Raw genomic sequence first — 20002 nt, forward strand, 5'->3', positions numbered from 1 at the left:
TAAGCCACTCTCTATCTTCAGTATTTTTTGCTTGAGTAATAAACTGTTTTTGCAGCTTTTCGTTACTAGGTTTCTTACCTCCTGATTTGTATTTTTCTTGACAGCAAGCTAGGCTATCATTCCAAACCACACGAACACAACCAAATAGCTTTGCTAATCGATGCTTTTGTCCCGGTGTAGGATATATACGATACTTAAATCTAGCTTTCATAATTTGCTAGCTATACTAACAGTATTATAACATCTTGATTGAAACATTTAGCAAATAAAAAGTCGCCCTTGAAGGGCGAGGCTTGAGACCCAATTTTTCGGTCAGGAAGTACCTCTACCAGGATATGACTTGGCAGAAATTAAGATTGCCCTCCCTCCAGGTACCCCTGTGCCAAGGATTTATCCACCCCCAAAAATATTTTACAATATTGACATTCCTGATACGGAGGTATCAGCACAACTAAATCTAGCAGCAACAGCGACATACACTTTTAATCCACTATCTAAATCTCAGGGCTACGTATGTAACGATTTAGACCCAATTGCCCCAGGATTTCCCATGCCATTTACACTTACATGGCAGAATATCCCACCACAGGAATGAGGTAAAGAGTTGGGGCGATCAGGAATCTTGAAATAATTAGACAAAGTTAAACATAATTATATATTTATTTGAATAAAGTATAGTTATGTCTAAAAATGGTGTGTTACGACAGATTGTTAAATGCCTTTCACAATCTGTCTAATGCATCCTAAAAATTTTGCACTAAATTGGCTGTGTCGGTCAACTACTGATTCTTATTAACTGGCAACTAATTAACCTTTATTCCCTTTTAAATCCCGCCAACAAAAGAATGAGGATTAAAAATATTTTGTGAGTCAAATTGTTGTTTAATTCGGCGCATTATATCAAGACCATTCTGACTATAACCCCAAACATCTAGTTTTTCTTTTATCTCTAATGGTGCTGCTAAAACTGTGAGAAATCCACCTTTAGATTCACACCAACGCCGTAATTCGAGAAGAGTTTCAGGAGTAACAGAATTAAAATTTAATTCTCCCAAACCACTACCTGCATGAATTAATCCGAAACCAGTTTCTATGGCCGATCGCTCTAAAGTTTCTACAGCTTCCCTAGGCATAACTCCTATTTTACAGATTATTTCTGTATTTTCCTGAGAATGCCAGATTTGTTGTTTTAATTTTTGCCATAATTCTGCTTCATAATCATGATAACGGGTGGAATTTAGACCTAAACTATCTCCCACTTTTAATAATTGATTAGATTGCTCTTCAACACTCTCTATTATGCTTTGAAATCTAACCATTAATCCCACACCTTTACCTAAGTCTAATTGTTCTACTAATTTAGTTGAAAGTAAGTCAATAGCAACAGGTGTTAATGCTGAAGATAATAAAGTTTGAGTTGCTTTGGCAATGTTATTTTTTTCTCCTACTAAAACAACAGTACCGGATGCTTGTTGTAGAGGATAAACTCTCAGAGTAACTTGACTAATAATACCTAATGTGCCATAAGAACCTGTAAATAATTTCATTAGGTCGTAACCTGCTACATTTTTAACTACCCGTCCTCCCGCTTTAGCAATTTTTCCATCCGAACGCACAAAACTTATACCCAGTAGCATATCTCGTACACCCCGGTAGCGTTGACGAAGGGAACCTGTATCAGCAGTGGCAACGATACCGCCAATAGTAGCAGTTTCTGGATAAGCAGGGTCGATAGCGAGAAATTGACCTGTTTTTGCTAAGGTTTCCTGTAATTCTGCATATTTCATCCCTGCTTCCACTGTAACAGTTAAGTCACCAACAGCGTGTTCGATGAGATGGTTGAGGCGATCGCTACTGACAACTATTATTCCCTGTTTGTGAGTAGTTGGGTCTACCTTCATTAACCCTCCCCAATGAACTTTACTACCACTACCACAAGGTAATATTGCCCAATTATTTTTAGCACAGCAAGTAACTATGGTAGAGAGTTGTGCTTGAGTTTCTGGATAGACGATGCAGTTGATAGTAGTTTCGGGAGCGATCGCTTGTGAGATTTGTTGTTTTTTTGTTTGGTCTATATCTTGCCACAAACTAATATTGTCTTTGCCGACAATAGTTTCTAATTCTTGTATGTTAAATTTATTTTCTTGGGAAATCACTATGATTAATTATGAATGCTATTAGTCAAATTATTTTTTTTTCAGTTAGGGCTTTAAAATAATTCCCTTTTCTTTGTTATAGCACATTTGTGTAATTTATTTGATTGACTTTTTGATGATTTTATGATATTTATTTCTGTAATACCATATCCGGATGATTAAATGGCGTTGCTGATTCTAGGTATGATGCAAGCCCCCCTAACCCCCCAATTTTGGGGGGAATAAAACTCTAAAAGTCCCCCAATGCGTGGGGGATGCGCGGGGGCTTGACTAGAACCAAACTATCGCGCATTCATACTTCAATTCAGCAACGCCGATTAAATATAATAAAAATTTTTTCCTCTCAATGTTGAAGAAATATACCAAATTGATGCTCTGTTTCCAGTGTTCCCTCTAGAATTTACACTTACAACCTACAACCTAATAACTTTTAGACTTAGTATTTATTGCGAACTTCAGTTAATTCTTTTTTAAACTATAAACTATAGTAGTATATCAATATATATATTTCAAGCCCAAGCTTAATAAATTAGGTATAAAAAAATTTTAATCTACTTATTACTAGAGGAAAAAAAATATGCTTACCACACTGCAAAAAAGAAAGTGGACGCGCTTGTTTCAAGTCTATGATGCCGATCGAAATGGTACAATAGAAAAAGATGATTTTGAAGCAATATTTCATAATCTTGTTCAAGCTCGTAATTTAACTGAGGAAATGCCACAATACCAGCAACTCTATGCAAAGTTTATGGAAGAGTGGGAATATTTGCAAAAAGATGCCGACAAGAACGGAAACGGTAAAATTGAGTTAGCAGAATGGCTCCAACACGCCGAGCGTCGCATCAATAATCCAAATATATACCAAATACTTGTTGACCTAGCAGATCGGGTTTTCGAGTTATTGGATCTCGATGGAAATGGAGTTATTGGGGTGGAAGAGTACAAAACTTTTTATTGGAGCTGACGAATTCCTCCAGATTTAGCTATAGAAATTTTTCCTAAGTTAGATCTAAATGGTGATGGTAGTATAACTAAAAAGGAATTCTTGAAATTAGTACGGGAATTTCATCGTAGTGATGAACCTGATGCTCCCGGAAACTAACTTTTTGCCTTCTATACTACCATACTGCAAAAAAGAAAGTGGACGCGCTTGTTTCAAGTCTATGATGCAGATCGAAATGGTGCAGTAGAAAAAGATGATTTTGAAGCAATATTTCATAATCTTGCTAGAGCGCGTAATTTAACTCAAGAGATGCCACAATATCAGCAACTCTATGCAAAGTTTATGGAAGACTGGGGATATTTACAACAAGATGCTGATAAAAATGGAAACGGTAAAATTGAGCTAGCAGAATGGCTACAATACTTTGAGAATCGCATCAATAGTCCAAATATATATCAAATAGTTGTTGACCTAGCAGATCGGGTTTTCGAGTTATTGGATCTCGATGGAAATGGGGTTATTGGTGTGGAAGAGTACAAAACTTTTTATTGTAGTTGGCGAATTCCTCCAGGTTTAGCTGTAGAAATTTTTCCCAAGTTATATCTAGATGGTGATGGCAGTATAACTAAAAAAGAATTCTTGAAATTAGTACGGCAATTTTATCGTAGCGATGACTCTGATGCTCCCGGAAACTTATTTTTTGCTTACTACTAATAGACATCTCCGATAATCAAAAATCAAATCAATTATCGTGCATAAATAATTAATTCTTTCCCCCTACTCCCTACTCCCTACTCCCTCTTTTCCGGAGAGGTCTAATGTTTTTAAACATCCCAATCATTACCAACCTTTTCCATCAGGCGATTTAATATTACATATCCTTGTGGGTTGACAACAGTCAGGCGGATGATTGATGGGTCCTTAGGTCGGTGAGCAATAATATATTTGTGACTTCCGTTTCTAAAGATATAAGTATAGCGTTTCCTGTTTCCTCTAATAGAAGCATTTTTCAAAGTTAGAGAACCGCCAGTTTTTCGATCTAGAGCTTCATAGGTATAGTTTCCCAACTCATCTAATTTCAGCCAAACAACCCAATTTTCGCTATTATCCATGAAAGCTCCAGTTGGACGGACAAAGTCGGTAGGCATTGCAGAAGCACTATGAGAATTTAAGGTAATATCTGCGATCGCAGGAGTAGATAAACCAATAACAGATGCTAGAGCAATAGCTTTGATATTCATATTTTTCTCTTTCTTTATTTGTTTAATATCATGTTCGGATAACCACTTATAATAAAGTCATTGCGACTGGAACGGAGTGGAAGGAAGCAATCTCAGGGGTTTGAGATATCTCTTCTATCTATAATCCTAATTAGAACTATTCAACCGAACATGATATAAGTGGTGTATTGTTTTTCCTATATTAATTCTTCCAATTCAACAATTGTGTTTCCGTATTTATCATGCTATAAAAGTACCAGAATTAAATTTGGCACACATATAGCGCTACGCGTAATATCATGTCCGGTTGAATAGTTATAAATAAACGACGGAGGAGTCAGGAGTCAGTCCTCAGGAGTCAGGAGGAACAAAGAAAGAAGAGAGGAAGAAATTTTTTTATCACTAATTATCCGGATATGATATAAGTACAAAAGTTAAAAGTAACATCTGACTGAGTCTGAGCATTTATAAATGTCCTAACCTATTTGCGTAGTGCTATAGAACCCATTTGGTATCTTCATAAATATGCGCGTTAGCTAGGAGTCAGGAGACAGTAGACAGGAGACAGGAGACAGGAGGTAAGAGGGAAGATGTGGGGAGAAATAATAAAAAAAATTCAACACTCCTTCAGATAATTTTTCCTCAAAATTGATGCACGAAAAGACTTGACTACCATAATTATATAGATATCAAATGGGTTCTATAAACCAGCATTCAATGCTAAAAGCTTATTGCACTTTACTAGAGCTGAGGCAAATACGCTATATGTACTATCTTTGCAGGTTTTGTTGACATTAATAAAACAGTTGTGCAAGCATTAATATACATAACATCTACACAAATGTTATGTGTATCTACCTCCCTAAAGTCCTAAAAATAATGGTAGCGGTACATTTTTATTATGACTTACGCAGTAACGTTATATATGGTGTGTAAATTGGTGATTTTCAGGGTATTACCACTATAATTATTATCGTTGCATAAGTCCTGTTTATTTTTCCGACAATGGTATATTCAATATTTCAGTCGCCATTCACGATTACTATACAAGACTACCAAAATAATTTTACTCAAGTTAAAACCATGACTAAAACTAATCTTATTTCAAAACTTCTTTTCCCCCTCATAATATTAGGTGGATCGATATTCGTAGGAAATGAATCTGCTTTCGCGATCAACATAAATGTTGGAAACCAACCAGGAAGCAGTCAAACAAGACCTGCATCAAATCAAGAAGCAACTATAGAAGAGACAACATACACAAATGTCCCTGTTCCCAATTTTCCTGGAGAAACTATGACATGCGTTATTACTTTTGACCCAACACAACCTAATGAAGATTTAATGTATACAGGGGAATGTTTTAGTAACTCTCTTAATGAAGTAGCTTCACAGTACAATCCTGTTGATGGCTTTTCTGTGAGTGGGACAATATATGATCCTGAGCAACCGATACCTGGAGCACCCGCACCCGATCCAGTTCCCATCACTTATGATTTTACAGTTACTATAACAGACGATTTTACAGGTGCTTTCGATCCAGGCCCTTTAGTTGGTAAAAATTTTTCTGGATTCTTTACATTTAATAGTTTAGGATTCACAGGAGTGGGTGAAGAATCTTTCTCAGTTTCCGATCTCAGCTTCCGTTTTCAAGGTACTAACTACACTGAACAAGATGATTTTTCAGGTATTCTAGATCCTTTCTCTTCTGGTCCAGAAGTTTTATTTTCTAGTGGTGAAATCGAAGGATTAGAGTTTTTCGCAGATTTTTTGACGTTATCTAAAGATGATTTTAAGTTCCAGGATGGACAGATTACAGGAAATATAGCATATACTTTACGCCAAGACTCCTCACCTTCTCCTGAACCAGGAGAAAACTCTGTATCTGTACCTGAACCTAGTGCTATTTTTGGTTTATTAATGTTTAGTGCTATGGGTTACAGTAGCAAGTTGAAAAAGTTAAAAGTCAAAAGTCAAAAGTAAGATTTTACAGATAATATAGAATCCGGATAATTGCTATAGCCTGCGTCATTGCGACGATCACTCCGTGGAAGGTTTGCGCAGCATTCCGTAAGGAAAGCAATCTCCGCGCACCCCTGAGATTGCTTCCTATCGTCGCAATGACGACTGTTTAATCGGATTCTATATAACTACTGCCTACTCCCTACCTTAACAAAAAGACTTTCCATACGCAAACCCTAACTACAACCAATTACCCACAAGAATAAATGATGACCAATAGCCTGCGTAATTGCGACTGGAACGGAGTGGAAGGAAGCAATCCCGCGTTACCCCTGAGATTGCTTCCTATCGTCGCAATGACGACTTCAAACTTTGCTTTCTGCCTTCTGCATTCTGCCTTCTGCCTTCCCTGTGCCAAAGTATAAGTATTTAACCGAACATGATATAACTCCCATTCCTCCTGACTTTTAATATAGAATCCGGATAATTGCTATAGCCAAGTCAAGTCATTGCGACTGGAACGGAGTGGAAGGAAGCAATCTCAGGGGTGCGCGGAGATTGCTTCCTATCGTCGCAATGACGACTGTTCAATCGGATTCTATATAACTACAACCAATTACCCACAAGAATAAATGATGACCAATGATAGGGTTGATTATAATCTGTGTTTCCTTCTATTTCTCCATTAATAAATCTCATTTGAACCTGACGCAGTGCTTCTGCTTTTCTGAGTTGCGAACTATCAGACTGCAACAATTGCTGATAAAACTGTTTCATTAATTCCGCTGTAGAGGCATCATTCACATTCCACAAACTTCCTAAAACACTGCGAGCGCCAGCTCTAATAGAAACCCCAGATAAACCTAATGTTGCTCGTGTATCTCCCACTGCAGTCTGACAAGCACTTAAAATTAATAATTCTATAGGTAGGTCTGAAGACTTCAAATTTTCTGTTTGAAGCAGTCGGTCTAAATCGCGCACATTAATACGTTCGTCCCATGCTAAGATATAGGTATCATCTGGGTTTGAACTAAACTGTCCGTGAGTTGCAATATGAACCATATTAAAAGGTTGAGAATTAATCTGGTCTTGAATATTAGCTTTGGTAAATTTGTCATCTACTAGCTTCTCTGATTTTGGTACAGTTTCCTCTATAGCATCTAGTTCCTGTTCAATATTAGGCAAGGCATTATAACCTTCTCGCTGAAAACTTGGTGCTTCTTGACTCGTTCCTACTGTTAATACTTTGACTCGCTCTTTTAATAAGGGTTTGGGATCGACTAATTGCAAACCAGGAACTACAGCAATAGCATATCGTTCAACTAGATATCGCTCGCGCATACTATCATACAACACAGACATAGGAATATTTCTGAGTAATCCATCTAAGACAAAAACCAGTGTTTTGATTTGACTCCCATCGTGTTCCAAGTCAGCTTCCAGCTCAGTTTCAAATGGTTTAATTAACCACTGATAAATTTGATTGGAACTGGAATGAATTTGACTTGTCGAGCTTCTAATATTAGTGATGTTAACCCTGAGCTGGAAGAGGTTCTCATTAAATTGTTGTTCAAAGTTACCACCGCTGAATGCAGCATAGCGAAAATTATCAACACCAGGTAACTTAACAATCACACTTAATTGATTATCTAATAAAATTGGATAAATAATGGCTGCATTTTCATCTATTTCATCAATATTAATATCTTCAGCACTGATACAAGCATCTTGGAAAAAGTCATCTAATTCTGCCAATTGCAGGGATTCAATTACCTCACCAGCAGCCTTGATATTTGCCAAAGTGGGTTGATTTGAGCCTAGTTCCGGTTGCAGTAGCAACATCACTAATTTTCTATATAAGGGTTCAATTCGATCACGGAAATCAAATTGAATATCTCGATTTAAGGCCACCAAATTGCTTCGTAAAACTTGCAGAGTATTAAAAGCCGTTTTGTAAGCAAAGAGTGCTTCTGGGGAGTTATCTTGCTGATTGAAAATATCTCCTAATTGTTCTTGGAATTGATAAGCAATATCTGAAGCCGAGATTTTTTGAGCGATGACTAAGGCTTGATTTGTCAAACTAAGTGCATTTTCAAGTTCTTCATTTTTTTGATGTAATTTTCCTTTAATGCCAATTCCATAAGCTTCTAAACGAGAATTATTGATAATTTTTGCTTGTTGAATTGCTTGGTTTAGCAATTCGTTAGCTGAAGTCAATTTAGCCAAATTAATCTGTAGTTGAGCCAAAGTCGATCTAGCATCTATTTTGTCAAAATCAATAAAATTTTCTGCCAACTTAATTGTTAGTTTAATTGATTGAGAATTGGGACTAATTTGATTCAAAATAGGAATAATTTGGTGCAAAGTATCAATCTGAAATTGTACAAAAGGTTGCAACCAATTATCCTCAGCTTCTTGCGACCACTGCCTGAAATTGAGCAGTAAACTAAGATGATTAATAGTTGCCTGCATTTGCACTAATTCTTCACTAGAAATAGTCGCAGCCTGCTGATAATTAGATAAACCTTCCTCAACCAGAGTTTTAAGTTTTTGTTCCTCTCTTCTTCTTCTGGGATTAATATTAGCAATACGTTTAGCTTGAGAAAAAATATTATTGCCTAAATTGAGCAGCAATTGACCTTCAGCATTTTGAGAATTTACCAAAGGAAAACTAGCTTTTAAAACTGCTTGAGATAAATCCAGTTTCCCGAGCGCCCACAATCCATTTCCCAAAGTTTGTAACCCCTGAAAATTTAGGCGATTATTTGATGTTTGAAACTTTTGTAAAACACTATCTAGATTACTTTCAGTCATGCCGTCGCATTCTAAATTATTAGCAAATGCTTGTAGGGCTGTATCACATGAACGTCGATAAAAACCTAAACTACTTAAAGCTTGTGCTTGATTAATTTTAGTCCCAATTACTCCAATTTTATTGTTATTTTGGCGATAAAGACTTTCTGCTTGTTGCCAAATTTCTAATGCTGCTTCCGCCTTTCCTTGGTGTAACAATTGGATACCTTGCTGGACTAAGTTGGAAGGAGAAGATTCGGCTAAAACTGGAGATAAAAAATTTATTCCGAGGCAAAGAGAGAAACTTAATAGGGCGATAACAAATAATTTTACTATTTTCATTTTAAGTGCATTTCCATCGATTTTTTTTATGCCCCCGCGCATCCCCCAATCTTGGGAGACTTTTAGAGTTTTATATCATGTTCGGATAAACACTAACTATAAAGTCATTGCGACTGGAACGGAGTGGAAGGAAGCAATCTCAAGAGTTTGAGGTTTCTCTTCCATCTATATCCTAATCATAACTATTCAACCGTTAGCGTAGCTCCCCCTCCGGGGGAACATGATATTATTCCTCCTAAAATTGGGGTGCTTTTAGAGTTTTATTCTCCTCAAAATTGGGGGGCTACGGGGGCTTGCATCATACCCAGAATCAGCAACGCCAAAACATAAAAATGCGCGATTTTTTGGTTCTGGTCTATGCCCCCGCGCATCCCCCAATTTTGGGGGAATTTGAGAGTTTTATTCCCTCCCCAAAATTGGGAGCTTTTAGAGTTTTATTCCTCCTAAAATTGTGGGGCTAGGGGGCTTGCATCATACCCAAAATCAGCAATGCTAAAACATAAAAATGCGCGATTTTTTGGTTCTGGTCTACGCCCCCGCGCATCCCCCAATTTTGGAGACTTTTAGAGTTTGATTTCCCCCAAAATTGAGGAACTTTTAGAGTTTTATCTCCCCCAAAATTGAGGAAATTTCAGAGTTTTATTCCCCCCAAACTTGGGGGGCTAGGGGGGCAAAACCAGATCCAGAATCAGCAACACCAAAACATAAAAATGCGCGATTTTTTTGGTTCTGGTCTACGCCCCCGCGCATCCCCCAAAATTTGGGGAATTTGAGAGTTTTATTCCCTCCCCAAAATTGGGGAACTTTTATAATTTTATTCCCCTAAAAATTGGGTAGCTTTTAGAGTTCCCCCCAAACTTGGGGGGCTAGGGGGGCAAAACCAGATCCAGAATCAGCAACACCAAAACATAAAAATGCGCGATTGTTTGGTTCTGGTCTACTGCCCCCGCGCATCCCCCAAAATTGGGGGACTTTTAGAGTTTTATTTTCCCTACAATTGGGGACTTTGAGAGTTTTATTCCCCCCAAACTTGGGGGGCTAGGGGGGCTGGGATCATACTATGAATGCGCGATTGTTTGGTTCTGGTTTACGCACCCGCGCATCCCCCAAAATTGGGGGACTTTTAGAGTTTTATTTTCCCTAAAATTGGGGGACTTTTAGAGTTTTATTTCCCCTCAAAATTGAGGAAATTTCAGAGTTTTATTCCCCCCAAAATTGGGGGGCTAGGGGGGCTTGCATCATAACTTGGCACAAGAGCAAGATGCTATAGCGGGCAAGATGCTATAGCGGGCAAGATGCCCGCACTGGAAACATTCAATTGTTAATCTCTGTAATATCATGTTCGGTTAAATAGTTATGATTAGGATATAGATGGAAGAAATACCTCAAACCCTTGAGATGGCTTCCTTCCACTCCGTTCCAGTCGCAATGACTTGGATAGGAATTACGCAAAACAACGCAATTCTGTCATTGCGAGCGACAGCGACGCAATCTCAAACGCCCAAAACTCGTTCCTAATACGTAAGTCCTGTTGGATACGGATTTTATATTATACCAAATCCGGTTAAACAGTCGTCATTGCCACGCTAGGAAGCAATCTCAAGGGTTGAGGAGATTGCTTCGTTCCACTCCGTTCCAGTCGCAATGACTTGGTTATTAAGCTGATAGCTAGTTAAAAAGAAAATAGAGTCGAAGAAATAGAAAAATAAAACCCCTCCTCCTGAGCTGTCAAATCCCGAGAATCAACATCAATTAACGGAATCCCATAATCCAACCGCATATTAATCTTCTCCCATAAATTTACCTGTAATCCTAACCCTACTGCAGCCAAAGCATTTGTTCCTGGAACTTCTTCTCCATCACTATTCCACGCTACCCCACCATCAATAAATGGGATAATTTGAAACAAACGATTCTCCCCAGAAATCCAGGGAAGAGGCAATCGTAATTCCACTGTTCCTAATGCCCCATTATCAGTCAAACGCGCATCCTGACGATAAGCTCTCACACTTCTGTATCCCCCCAAACCAAACCTTTCTAAAGGCACTAAATCTGAAGGAGATAATTGCACATCTGCTCCTACTACCAGTAGAGTATCCTCCGCCAACTGACTCACCCACTGTCCCTGACCCCGCCAGTAGAAAAACCGACTATCTGGTTCGTTACTATTTACAGTTGCATCCAATATTCCCACCCCCAAATTAAACTCCGAATACAATGATAAAACCTGATTATCTCCCCGCAGTTGATAATCTTGGAAAAACTGAAAAATTGATAGTTTTGTTTTACCATCATCATCAGCTCCCTCAGATAATGGAAAGTTAGTTCCTAAAATAGAAGTTTGGCTATCTCGACGAGTTGCACCCAACCCTAAACTCAACCTCTGACGGGAAGTTTGGACAATTGGTTGGCGAAAGGCTAATTTATAGGTATTGGAATTGGAGTTAATATCAAGTCTTTCAAAGGGTGACTCTATTACTTCATTATCTTGATGGCGGTAAAACAGTTCAACTCTACCGTTACTAGAGTTCACAGGAATTGAATAAGATACTTCCACTGTATCGCTGCCATCGGTGTTGGTATAGAGAGTATTGACACGATCGCCCATACCTGTAAGATTGCCATAACCCACTTCTACTCCTCTCCGAAAACTGCCTACGCTCGGTGCCCGTCCGTTATTACTGATAGCTGCAATTTGCCAAGGGTTGGCTGTAACGACTTCTACATCTAGAATACTTGTATCTGGGCGGACTCCTGCTGAAAGTTCCGCTGAAATTGTTTTGACTAAGGGATCGAGTTGTAATAATTGTAAAGCTGACAAAAGTTTTTCTTGATTGAGTGGGGCAGAAGTTGCTCCTTGTAAACGACTTTTGATGTAGCTTTCGTTTAATCTACCGTTGATGTTAACATTAATTTCATCGACTTTCCCTTCCACAACTTTGAGAGTAACTGTACCATTTTCTGAGATGGTTTGGGGAGGAATAAAAGCCCCTGATGTGATATAATTATTTTTTGTATAATATTGTGTAATGGCAGTGCGGGCGGCAATCAATTCGGCAAAAGTAATTGGTTGACCAAGATAAGGTGTGAGTTGCTGTTGTAACTCTTCGTTGCTAAATTTTGTATTGCCTTCAAAATTAAACTGTTGAATTGTAACTTCCAGAGACTGAGAATTTGGGGATGGAATTATATCCATTGTGCTAGCGACCAGATAGGGTTTAGGTTGTTGAGAATCTAATTGTTTGCAGTTAGGGGGAATCAACCAAGGGCGAGCAGGTGTAGCAGTTTTAGGATTGAGAATTAGTTGGATACCGTTAGGCGTTGATACCCAACCTTGGGCTTCGACAAATTCTTGGTCTGATGGGGTAATTATTTCTGGAGAAGTATTTGGGGTTTCTTTTTCTTGCCATAGAGTATTAGGGGGAAAGGACTCACTAGGATTTGGTGGTAAGCCTCCCTTTCCAGTGATGGTGAATTCGCTGCCTTGTCCGCGCTGACATGGGTTTTGGTCGATTAAGGCTGAGATGTCCTCAATAGTGTCATCAAATTCTACCAGTCCATCACTGGGGTCAACATCGGGAGTATTCAAGTTGACTTCCCCACTGAAAGAAGGTCCTAGTTCAGAAGTAGCAGTGATATCGCTGTCCTCAGTTTGGTCAAGGCGAAATTCGCTACCGAAAATGCCTAAAGCAGTGATGTTGATGCGACCGCCAAAAGCTTCTTGAGCATTAGCAGATATATCGCTATTTTCTAGGGCAACTAAATTATCGGTATTGATGGTGATATTACCTCCAGTAGCTGTGCCAGTAGCATTAGTAGTGATGCTGCTGTTGCGACGCAGGATTAGGTCTTTGTCATTTTCAAGCACAATGTCACCTTGACCGCCAGTAGTTTCTGCATTGAGACTGCCTTGGTTATCTAGGAGAATAGACGTAGCTTTAATTTGTAAATTCCCCGCAGGTTCAGAAGTTTCCGAGCGAACAGTGACCAGCGCTCCATTCTGAACTTCTAAGCTTTCAGTGTTAACTATTAATGTGCCTCCTTGGCCTGTTGCTGTAGATTCAGCGGCCGCTGTTAATCTACTGGGAGTACCCGCAGCAGAAATGCCAAAGACTTCAACATCCTTAGCTGTAATAATTAAATTCCCTGCATTTCCATCACCAGATGTACTAGCAGTAATCTCTGCTCCATCTCGAACTCGCAAATTTCTTGTATTAAGTCTTAAATTTCCTCCATTTCCCCTTGCTTCTTCCTCTTGTACAGAAGTTGTCAAGCCACTGATGCGTAAATCGTCAGCATTAGTGCCAATAAGTTCTACGTTAGTAGCAGAAATAGTTAAATCTCCTCCATTTCCCTGCCCTAATGTGGCGGCACTTATCTGCGCTCCATCTCGAACTATTAAATTTTCTGTATTGAGCCTTAAATTACCTCCATTCCCTATACCTTGTTGTTCAGTTCTTTGACCATTTTCGTCCCTGATTACATCTACTGAAGTAAATAAACCAGTAGGAAAAACACCATCAGCAGTAGTTCCAATTAGTTCTACATTAGTAGTAGAAACAGTTAAATTTCCTCCATCTCCCTCTCCAAAGGTGGCAGTGACGATCTGCGCTCCATCTAGAATTGTTAAACTTTCTGTGTTAAGCGTTATAGTTCCTCCATTTCCCATTCCTCCAGGTTCCACTATGGCAAATAACCCACTAGGAAATAAACCATCAGCAGTAGTTCCAATTATTTCTATATCAGTAGCATAAATAGCTATATTCCCTCCATTTCCTTCCCCAAATGTGTTAGCAACGATCCCCGCTCCATCTCGAATTGTTAAATTTTCTGTCTCAATCTCGATGTTTCCTCCATTCCCTATAGCTTCTGGTTCTAAGGAAGCCAACAAACCACTTGAAAATTGACCGTCAGCAGAAGTTCCAATTAACTCTATATTTGTCGCAGAGATAATTAAATTCCCTCCATTTCCCTCACCAAAAGTAACAGTGTTGATCTGCCCTCCATCTCCAACTGTTAGATTTTCTGTATCAAGATCGATGCTTCCTCCATTTCCAACCCCTCCTAACTGCACTGAAGCAAATAAACCACTGACCATTTGACTATCAGCATCAGTTCCAATAATTTCTAAATCAGTAGCAGAAACAGTTAAATTCCCTCCATTTCCCTCACCAAATGTGCTAGTAGTAATCTGCCCTCCATCTCGAAGCCGTAAATTTTCTGTATCAATCTTTAAAGCTCCTCCATTACCTATTCCTCCGGGCAGCACTGAAGCAAATAAGATACTGGCTTGACCCAAAGGAGAAGTACCTATGACTTCTACATCAGTAGCAGAAACAGTTAAATTTCCTCCATTCCCCTCACCAAAGGAACCTGTGAGAATCTGCGCTCCATCTATAACTCTTAATCTTTCTGTATCAATATCTATATCTCCTCCATTACCGACCCCCCCTGGAAACACTACAGCGAACAAACCACTAGAAGCACCATCAACAGAAGCACCAATAAGTTCTAGGTCAGTAGCTGAAATAGTTAAATTTCCTGTATTTCCCTGACCAAAACTAAGAGTAGTGAACTGCGCTCCTTCTCTTAATTGTAGACTTTTCGTCTCAACTCTCAAATTGCTGCCTTGAGCTACTGCTTCAGGAGCAACCTGCGTCACCATACCACTGAAAATCTGACTTTCACCAGTTGTCCCCACAACTTCAATAGAATCAGATGCTCTAATAATTAAGTTACCCCCATCCTCTGTTCCCAAAGTTTCAGCTACAATTATCGAACCATCGCGCATTTCAATACGTCCACCTTGAATTACCACCTCCCCTGTATTCTCTCCACTTACATCTAAGGAACTAGCTTGAGATAGTTGCAGGTTGCCAAATGTAGATATTTCTCCATAGTTGAGGGAACCTACAGAAGTTATTCCCACCACCCCATTCTGAACACTTCCCACTTCGATGCGTCCATTTTCTGCTGTGAGATTTCCCCCTCTCAAAGAAATATCCCCCCCGATCAAAGCTAAAGTTTGATTAGGTTGAACTTGTAAACCTATATTTCTATTTTCTCGAATAATTGCCTGAGTATTAGGATCGGTACTCAAATTATGACCCTGACCTGCAACTTGAATACTACCAGCATTTTCTGGCAACCTCAACCCAATAGGAACATTAACAGTCAGTAGCGGTGGTGCTTGGGGGTCAGAAGTTGCAAACTCAAACCCATTTTCAAACAAAACACTATCGGCTGTAGCTCCATAGAATGAACCCCCAATATCTAATTGAGCTTCTGGCCCAAAAATTATGCCATTAGGATTGAGCAGAAATAAATTAGCATTGCCTAATACACCCAAAGTTCCCAGTATGTTGGAAACGTTATTTCCTGTGACACGACCAAAGATATTTGTGACTCCATCGGGGTTGCTAAAATAAACCCCTCGTCCCTGTTGAATATTGAATTCCTCAAAACTATGAAATAAATTAGCACCGCGTTGGGCACCACCTTCTACGCGATCGCTCTCTATACCGTTAATATTAATATTCGGTGTAACAACTGAGCTTTCTTCTCCCAAAGTACTATCTGGTTGGAGTTGGGCAAAAGCAGGTGGAATTAAAAATTCCCAACAACCTAAAGTCAAATATGTTAGGGATAAAATAGTGGATACTGAAAAGTTTGGAAGATGTGACATTATGAAAGTTACAATTGCAATAATTGTGTACTGAATTTTAACCTAATTCTATACACAAATGATGCTTCCGGAAATAATATAGAACCCCCGATCGTATCTTCATAAATATCAAGTTTTTTTAGCTAGGAGACAGGAGACAGGAGACAGGAGACAGGATTTAAAAGGGAAGAGGGAAGAGGGAAGATGTGGGTTCGTGATAATACAAAAAATTCAACACTCCTTCAGATAATTTTTCCTCAAAATTGATGTGCTAATACCAATTTGATAAATGTTTGTTACAAATGGTAGGGACGTTGCATGCAACGTCCGTACGAAAGAAGGAAGAGGGAAGAAGGAAGAAGGGGAAAATTTTTAAAAAAAGGGAACAACGATAGAAATAACTATCTAGAATGAACTGGAGCAGCTATTTTTCAGCATATCCGATCAATACCTACCTTTTTGTAGCATTCTTTTTTAAAATTGGTATAAAAGACTTGACTACCATAATTATATAGAACTCAAATGGGTTCTATAAATACCACCTAATATTAAACCTGGCGATAAGCAATTACAGCATAAAAAGGGTCGCCTCCTCCTAAACCTAACATCTGTAAAAAACTAGGTACATTTGACTTTTGAGAAATTACCTCTACCTTACTAAAACCTGGAACTTCATTAGCACTTTTTACACTGTCAAAATAACGCTTGACTAACTCTACTCTTCCACTTTCCGAACCATCTCGCCAAGCACTAATAGCCTTCTGATAAAACATCCGATTAGAAAAGCTAATAATTGCTATGCCACCAGGTTTCAAAATTCGATAAATTTCATAAAATATAGCATCAGGATATTGCAAATATTGAATAGAAACACAGTTCAGCACAGCATCAAAATCTTTGTCAGGAAAAGGTAGTTTTAAATCCTTGTTTAAATCTTGGATAAAATAATGATTTAATTGACGATTTTTAGCCAACTCCTCCTCATTCATCCCATGGCCTTCAACATGAGCAAATTCCATATCCTGTGGTAAGTGAGAAACCCAACTACTCATCATATCTAAAATCCGAGTGTTTGGTTTTAGGCGATCGCGATATAAATTTGTCAACTGGTCAATAAACCCTTCATCCACATGAGTAACAAATCTAGGGTCTAAATAAAACAGGCGATCGTCAGAGTCGTCTAACTTCGTGCGTTGATTAGCTTGTAGTAACATAAATAGTCAAGGTGGGTTTACACTACATAATATATTTTATCCGAATATTACAAATTGTAAAGTAAGCTATACAATAAAAAATGTATAGCAATAGCTAGAGGAGTTAGGACAGAGACTGATAATGATCTTTAGGCGTTGCTGAATTGAAGTATGAATGCGCGATTGTTTGGTTCTGGTCAAGTCCCCGCGCATCCCCCACCCATTGGGAGACTTTTAGAGTTTTATTCCCCCCAAAATTGGGGGGTTAGGGGGGCTTGCATCATACCCAGAATCAGCAACGCCGATCTTTAGACAGAGAAATGTTTTTCAATCTGTTGCCTGTTGCCTGTTGCCTGTTGCCTGCTATGCAACTTCAGTAAATCAAATATTCAACCAAAACATGAATACAACAACTGCAGAAAAAATTACAACCAAACTCCCTCCCCTTATTCCCCGTGAAATTTTGTTTGGCAACCCCGAACGTACCAGTCCAAAACTTTCCCCCGATGGCAAATATCTGGCATACATTGCTCCAGATGAAAAAAATGTCTTACAAATATGGGTACGAACAATAGGTCAAGAAGACGACCGCCAACTCACTGCTGACAAAAAACGAGGCATTCGGATGTATTTCTGGACTTACAACGAAGACCAACTAATATATCTTCAAGATGCTGATGGAGATGAAAATTTTCATCTTTATCAAGTCAATATTCAATCAAATATGGTGCGCGACCTCACCCCATTCCAGGGAGTCAAAGCACAAGTAATAGATTTAGATCATAATTTCCCTGACCAAATATTGGTAGGTCTGAACCTGAAAAACCCCCAAACTTTTGATGTTTACCGCATCAACCTTAACAATGGTGCAGTAGAATTTGACACCCATAACCCAGGTAATATTGTTGGTTGGACTGCTGATGCCAAATTTCAAATCCTGGCTGCAGCAACCATAACAGAGGATGGAGGTTCGGATTTACTGTATCGCGACACCACAGAAAAATCTTGGGAAACTATCCGTCATTGGGGGCCAGATGAAGAAGGAGGCCCGAGTTTTTTCTCCAATGATGGCAAAATTCTCTATATATCAGCTAACCATGATGCTAATGCTATACGTTTACTAGGTCTCGATCTTGCTACTCGCGAAGAAAAAGTAATTGCTGAAGACTCCCAATATGACATTAGTGGCAGTTTAACTCATCCTATTACTCGTGCCATTGAAGCAGTGGGTTTCTACAAAGATAAATTAGAATGGCAGATTCTAGATGATAGCATTGCTGCAGATTTTGAATTTCTCAAGCAAGCGCACAAAGGTGAGTTTCGCATCGTTAGTCGTACCCTAGAAGACAATAATTGGTTGGTAGCTTATTTTACTGATGACGGACCTGTTTATTATCATACTTACGACCGCACTGCGAAAACGATAACTTTCCTATTTAGCAACCAACCCCAACTCGAAGGTGTACAGTTGGCATCAATGGAACCTATTTCCTACACTGCTAGAGATGGTCTAACTATCCACGGTTACTTGACTAAACCTGTAGGTGTTCCAACTCCAGCACCAGCAGTGCTTTTAGTTCATGGAGGACCATGGGCGCGGGATACCTGGGGTTATAGATCACAAACTCAGTGGTTAGCTAACCGAGGTTATGTGGTTTTGCAAATTAATTTCCGGGGTTCGACTGGTTACGGTAAAGATTTTCTCAATGCTGGTAACCGGGAATGGGGAGCGAAAATGCACGACGATCTAATTGATGGAGTTAACTGGTTAGTAGAAAAGGGTATTGCTGACAAGGATAAAGTTGCTATCATGGGTGGTTCTTATGGTGGTTATGCAACATTAGCAGGGTTGACTTTTACCCCGGAAGTGTTTGCTGCTGGTGTGGATATTGTCGGACCGAGTAATTTGATCACTTTAATGCAAACTATCCCTCCTTATTGGGAACCTTTGAAGAAAGTCTTTTTCCATCGTGTGGGAAATTTGGAAACTGAAGCAGAGTTTTTGCAGTCGCGATCGCCTCTGTTTTTTGTCGATAAAATTGAGAAACCTTTATTAATAGGTCAAGGAGCAAATGACCCACGGGTGAAAGAGTCAGAAAGTACGCAAATTGTTAAGGCAATGGAAGACGCGGGTAAACCGATCGAATATGTACTATATAAGGATGAAGGACATGGTTTTGCCCGTCCAGAAAACCGTTTACATTTTTACGCGATCGCCGAGGAATTTTTAGCAAAATATCTGGGTGGAATATTTGAACCAGTAGGAAATATAGAAGGTCACTCTGGTGTAGTTCATTAGAGCGGTGGAGTAGGGAGTAGGGAGTAGGGAGTAGGGAGTAGGGAGTAGGGAGTAGGGAGTAGGGAGTAGGGAGTAGGGGCGAACGGCCGTTCGCCCGTACAGGAGTAGAGTAGACCTAGAGTGGAAAAAAAACTGTGAGTAGGAAAGAAACCGAAATAAATTCTCTTTCTTTGGTAGTCCTGCGGAGTGTAATGGTATACAGCAAAAAAATACCAGGTACGGAAGAAAAAGCAATACCTGGCACGGGAGTAAGATGCTCCCACTGCCGTCTCTGGTAACAAACATTGCCGGGCAATGCACCACTACCCAAAAGTTTAAAACTCAGACAACGCCAGATTTTTCCTTCTGTGCTAGATAACGAAAGCTTCCTTCCTTCTTCCTTTTGCCTTCTTTAATTATTAACTATTAATTATTAATTATTAATTAT

General features: G+C 39.1%; 12 protein-coding genes. 6 read left to right on the forward strand and 6 right to left on the reverse strand.

Translation table 11 applies throughout. The features are described 5' to 3' along the window. Positions 1 to 211: helix-turn-helix domain-containing protein (locus tag F6K23_RS35815; protein WP_293153274.1), on the reverse strand; the 211-nt coding region annotated here is incomplete at its 3' end. 129 nt (positions 212 to 340) lie between these two features. On the opposite strand from F6K23_RS35815, the gene F6K23_RS35820 reads away from it, so the two are divergent. Further along, positions 341 to 595: a hypothetical protein gene (locus tag F6K23_RS35820; protein ID WP_293165286.1), complete on the forward strand. Its 255-nt coding sequence runs from the start codon at positions 341 to 343 to the stop codon at positions 593 to 595. A gap of 229 nt (positions 596 to 824) precedes the next feature. Here F6K23_RS35820 and F6K23_RS35825 read toward each other — a convergent pair whose 3' ends face one another. Next, on the reverse strand, positions 825 to 2159 hold the full coding sequence (locus tag F6K23_RS35825; protein WP_293165287.1) for an FAD-binding oxidoreductase: 1335 nt from the start codon (positions 2157 to 2159) through the stop codon (positions 825 to 827). Between the two features lie 577 nt (positions 2160 to 2736). Between F6K23_RS35825 and F6K23_RS35830 the strand changes: the two genes are divergently transcribed. The 3 genes from F6K23_RS35830 to F6K23_RS35835 are packed head-to-tail and all read left to right on the forward strand — an operon-like array spanning position 2737 to position 3816. Beyond that, positions 2737 to 3123, forward strand: coding sequence for an EF-hand domain-containing protein (locus tag F6K23_RS35830; RefSeq protein ID WP_293165288.1), 387 nt, complete (start codon positions 2737 to 2739; stop codon positions 3121 to 3123). 27 nt (positions 3124 to 3150) lie between these two features. Continuing rightward, positions 3151 to 3261 (forward strand): hypothetical protein, encoded by a 111-nt coding sequence (locus F6K23_RS42475; RefSeq protein WP_367267919.1) that lies wholly within the window; start codon positions 3151 to 3153, stop codon positions 3259 to 3261. Positions 3262 to 3285: 24 nt separating this feature from the next. Then, positions 3286 to 3816 carry an EF-hand domain-containing protein gene (locus tag F6K23_RS35835; RefSeq protein ID WP_367267920.1) on the forward strand — a complete coding sequence of 177 codons (531 nt, stop codon included), beginning with the start codon at positions 3286 to 3288 and terminating at the stop codon, positions 3814 to 3816. Positions 3817 to 3926: 110 nt separating this feature from the next. Here F6K23_RS35835 and F6K23_RS35840 read toward each other — a convergent pair whose 3' ends face one another. Further along, positions 3927 to 4343 (reverse strand): hypothetical protein, encoded by a 417-nt coding sequence (locus tag F6K23_RS35840; protein WP_293165290.1) that lies wholly within the window; start codon positions 4341 to 4343, stop codon positions 3927 to 3929. A 1062-nt stretch (positions 4344 to 5405) separates the two neighbouring features. Here F6K23_RS35840 and F6K23_RS35845 point away from each other — a divergent pair. Beyond that, on the forward strand, positions 5406 to 6305 hold the full coding sequence (locus tag F6K23_RS35845; protein WP_293165292.1) for a hypothetical protein: 900 nt from the start codon (positions 5406 to 5408) through the stop codon (positions 6303 to 6305). A gap of 585 nt (positions 6306 to 6890) precedes the next feature. Here F6K23_RS35845 and F6K23_RS35850 read toward each other — a convergent pair. The 3 genes from F6K23_RS35850 to F6K23_RS35860 form a co-directional block, all read right to left on the reverse strand. Beyond that, positions 6891 to 9419, reverse strand: coding sequence for a CHAT domain-containing protein (locus F6K23_RS35850; protein WP_293165294.1), 2529 nt, complete (start codon positions 9417 to 9419; stop codon positions 6891 to 6893). A 1672-nt stretch (positions 9420 to 11091) separates the two neighbouring features. After that, on the reverse strand, positions 11092 to 16104 hold the full coding sequence (locus F6K23_RS35855) for a ShlB/FhaC/HecB family hemolysin secretion/activation protein (protein ID WP_293165296.1): 5013 nt from the start codon (positions 16102 to 16104) through the stop codon (positions 11092 to 11094). A 527-nt stretch (positions 16105 to 16631) separates the two neighbouring features. Next, the gene (locus F6K23_RS35860; RefSeq protein ID WP_293165298.1) at positions 16632 to 17297 is read right to left on the reverse strand and encodes a class I SAM-dependent methyltransferase; all 666 of its coding nucleotides are present in this window, start codon (positions 17295 to 17297) and stop codon (positions 16632 to 16634) included. Between the two features lie 379 nt (positions 17298 to 17676). Here F6K23_RS35860 and F6K23_RS35865 point away from each other — a divergent pair, with 379 nt between their 5' ends. Next, positions 17677 to 19575, forward strand: coding sequence for a S9 family peptidase (locus F6K23_RS35865; protein WP_293165300.1), 1899 nt, complete (start codon positions 17677 to 17679; stop codon positions 19573 to 19575). The last annotated feature ends 427 nt before the right edge of the window (positions 19576 to 20002 follow it).

The organism is Okeania sp. SIO2C9, assembly GCF_010672455.1.
Taxonomy (GTDB): domain Bacteria; phylum Cyanobacteriota; class Cyanobacteriia; order Cyanobacteriales; family Microcoleaceae; genus Okeania.

Excerpts from the sequence above, each read along its gene's own strand:
- F6K23_RS35850 (WP_293165294.1), bottom strand. The coding sequence starts at position 9,419 with ATGAAAATAGTAAAATTATTTGTTATCGCCCTATTAAGTTTCTCTCTT.
- F6K23_RS35855 (WP_293165296.1), bottom strand. The coding sequence starts at position 16,104 with ATGTCACATCTTCCAAACTTTTCAGTATCCACTATTTTATCCCTAACA.
- F6K23_RS35865 (WP_293165300.1), top strand. The coding sequence starts at position 17,677 with ATGAATACAACAACTGCAGAAAAAATTACAACCAAACTCCCTCCCCTT.
- F6K23_RS35845 (WP_293165292.1), top strand. The coding sequence starts at position 5,406 with ATGACTAAAACTAATCTTATTTCAAAACTTCTTTTCCCCCTCATAATA.
- F6K23_RS35830 (WP_293165288.1), top strand. The coding sequence starts at position 2,737 with ATGCTTACCACACTGCAAAAAAGAAAGTGGACGCGCTTGTTTCAAGTC.
- F6K23_RS35840 (WP_293165290.1), bottom strand. The coding sequence starts at position 4,343 with ATGAATATCAAAGCTATTGCTCTAGCATCTGTTATTGGTTTATCTACT.
- F6K23_RS35860 (WP_293165298.1), bottom strand. The coding sequence starts at position 17,297 with ATGTTACTACAAGCTAATCAACGCACGAAGTTAGACGACTCTGACGAT.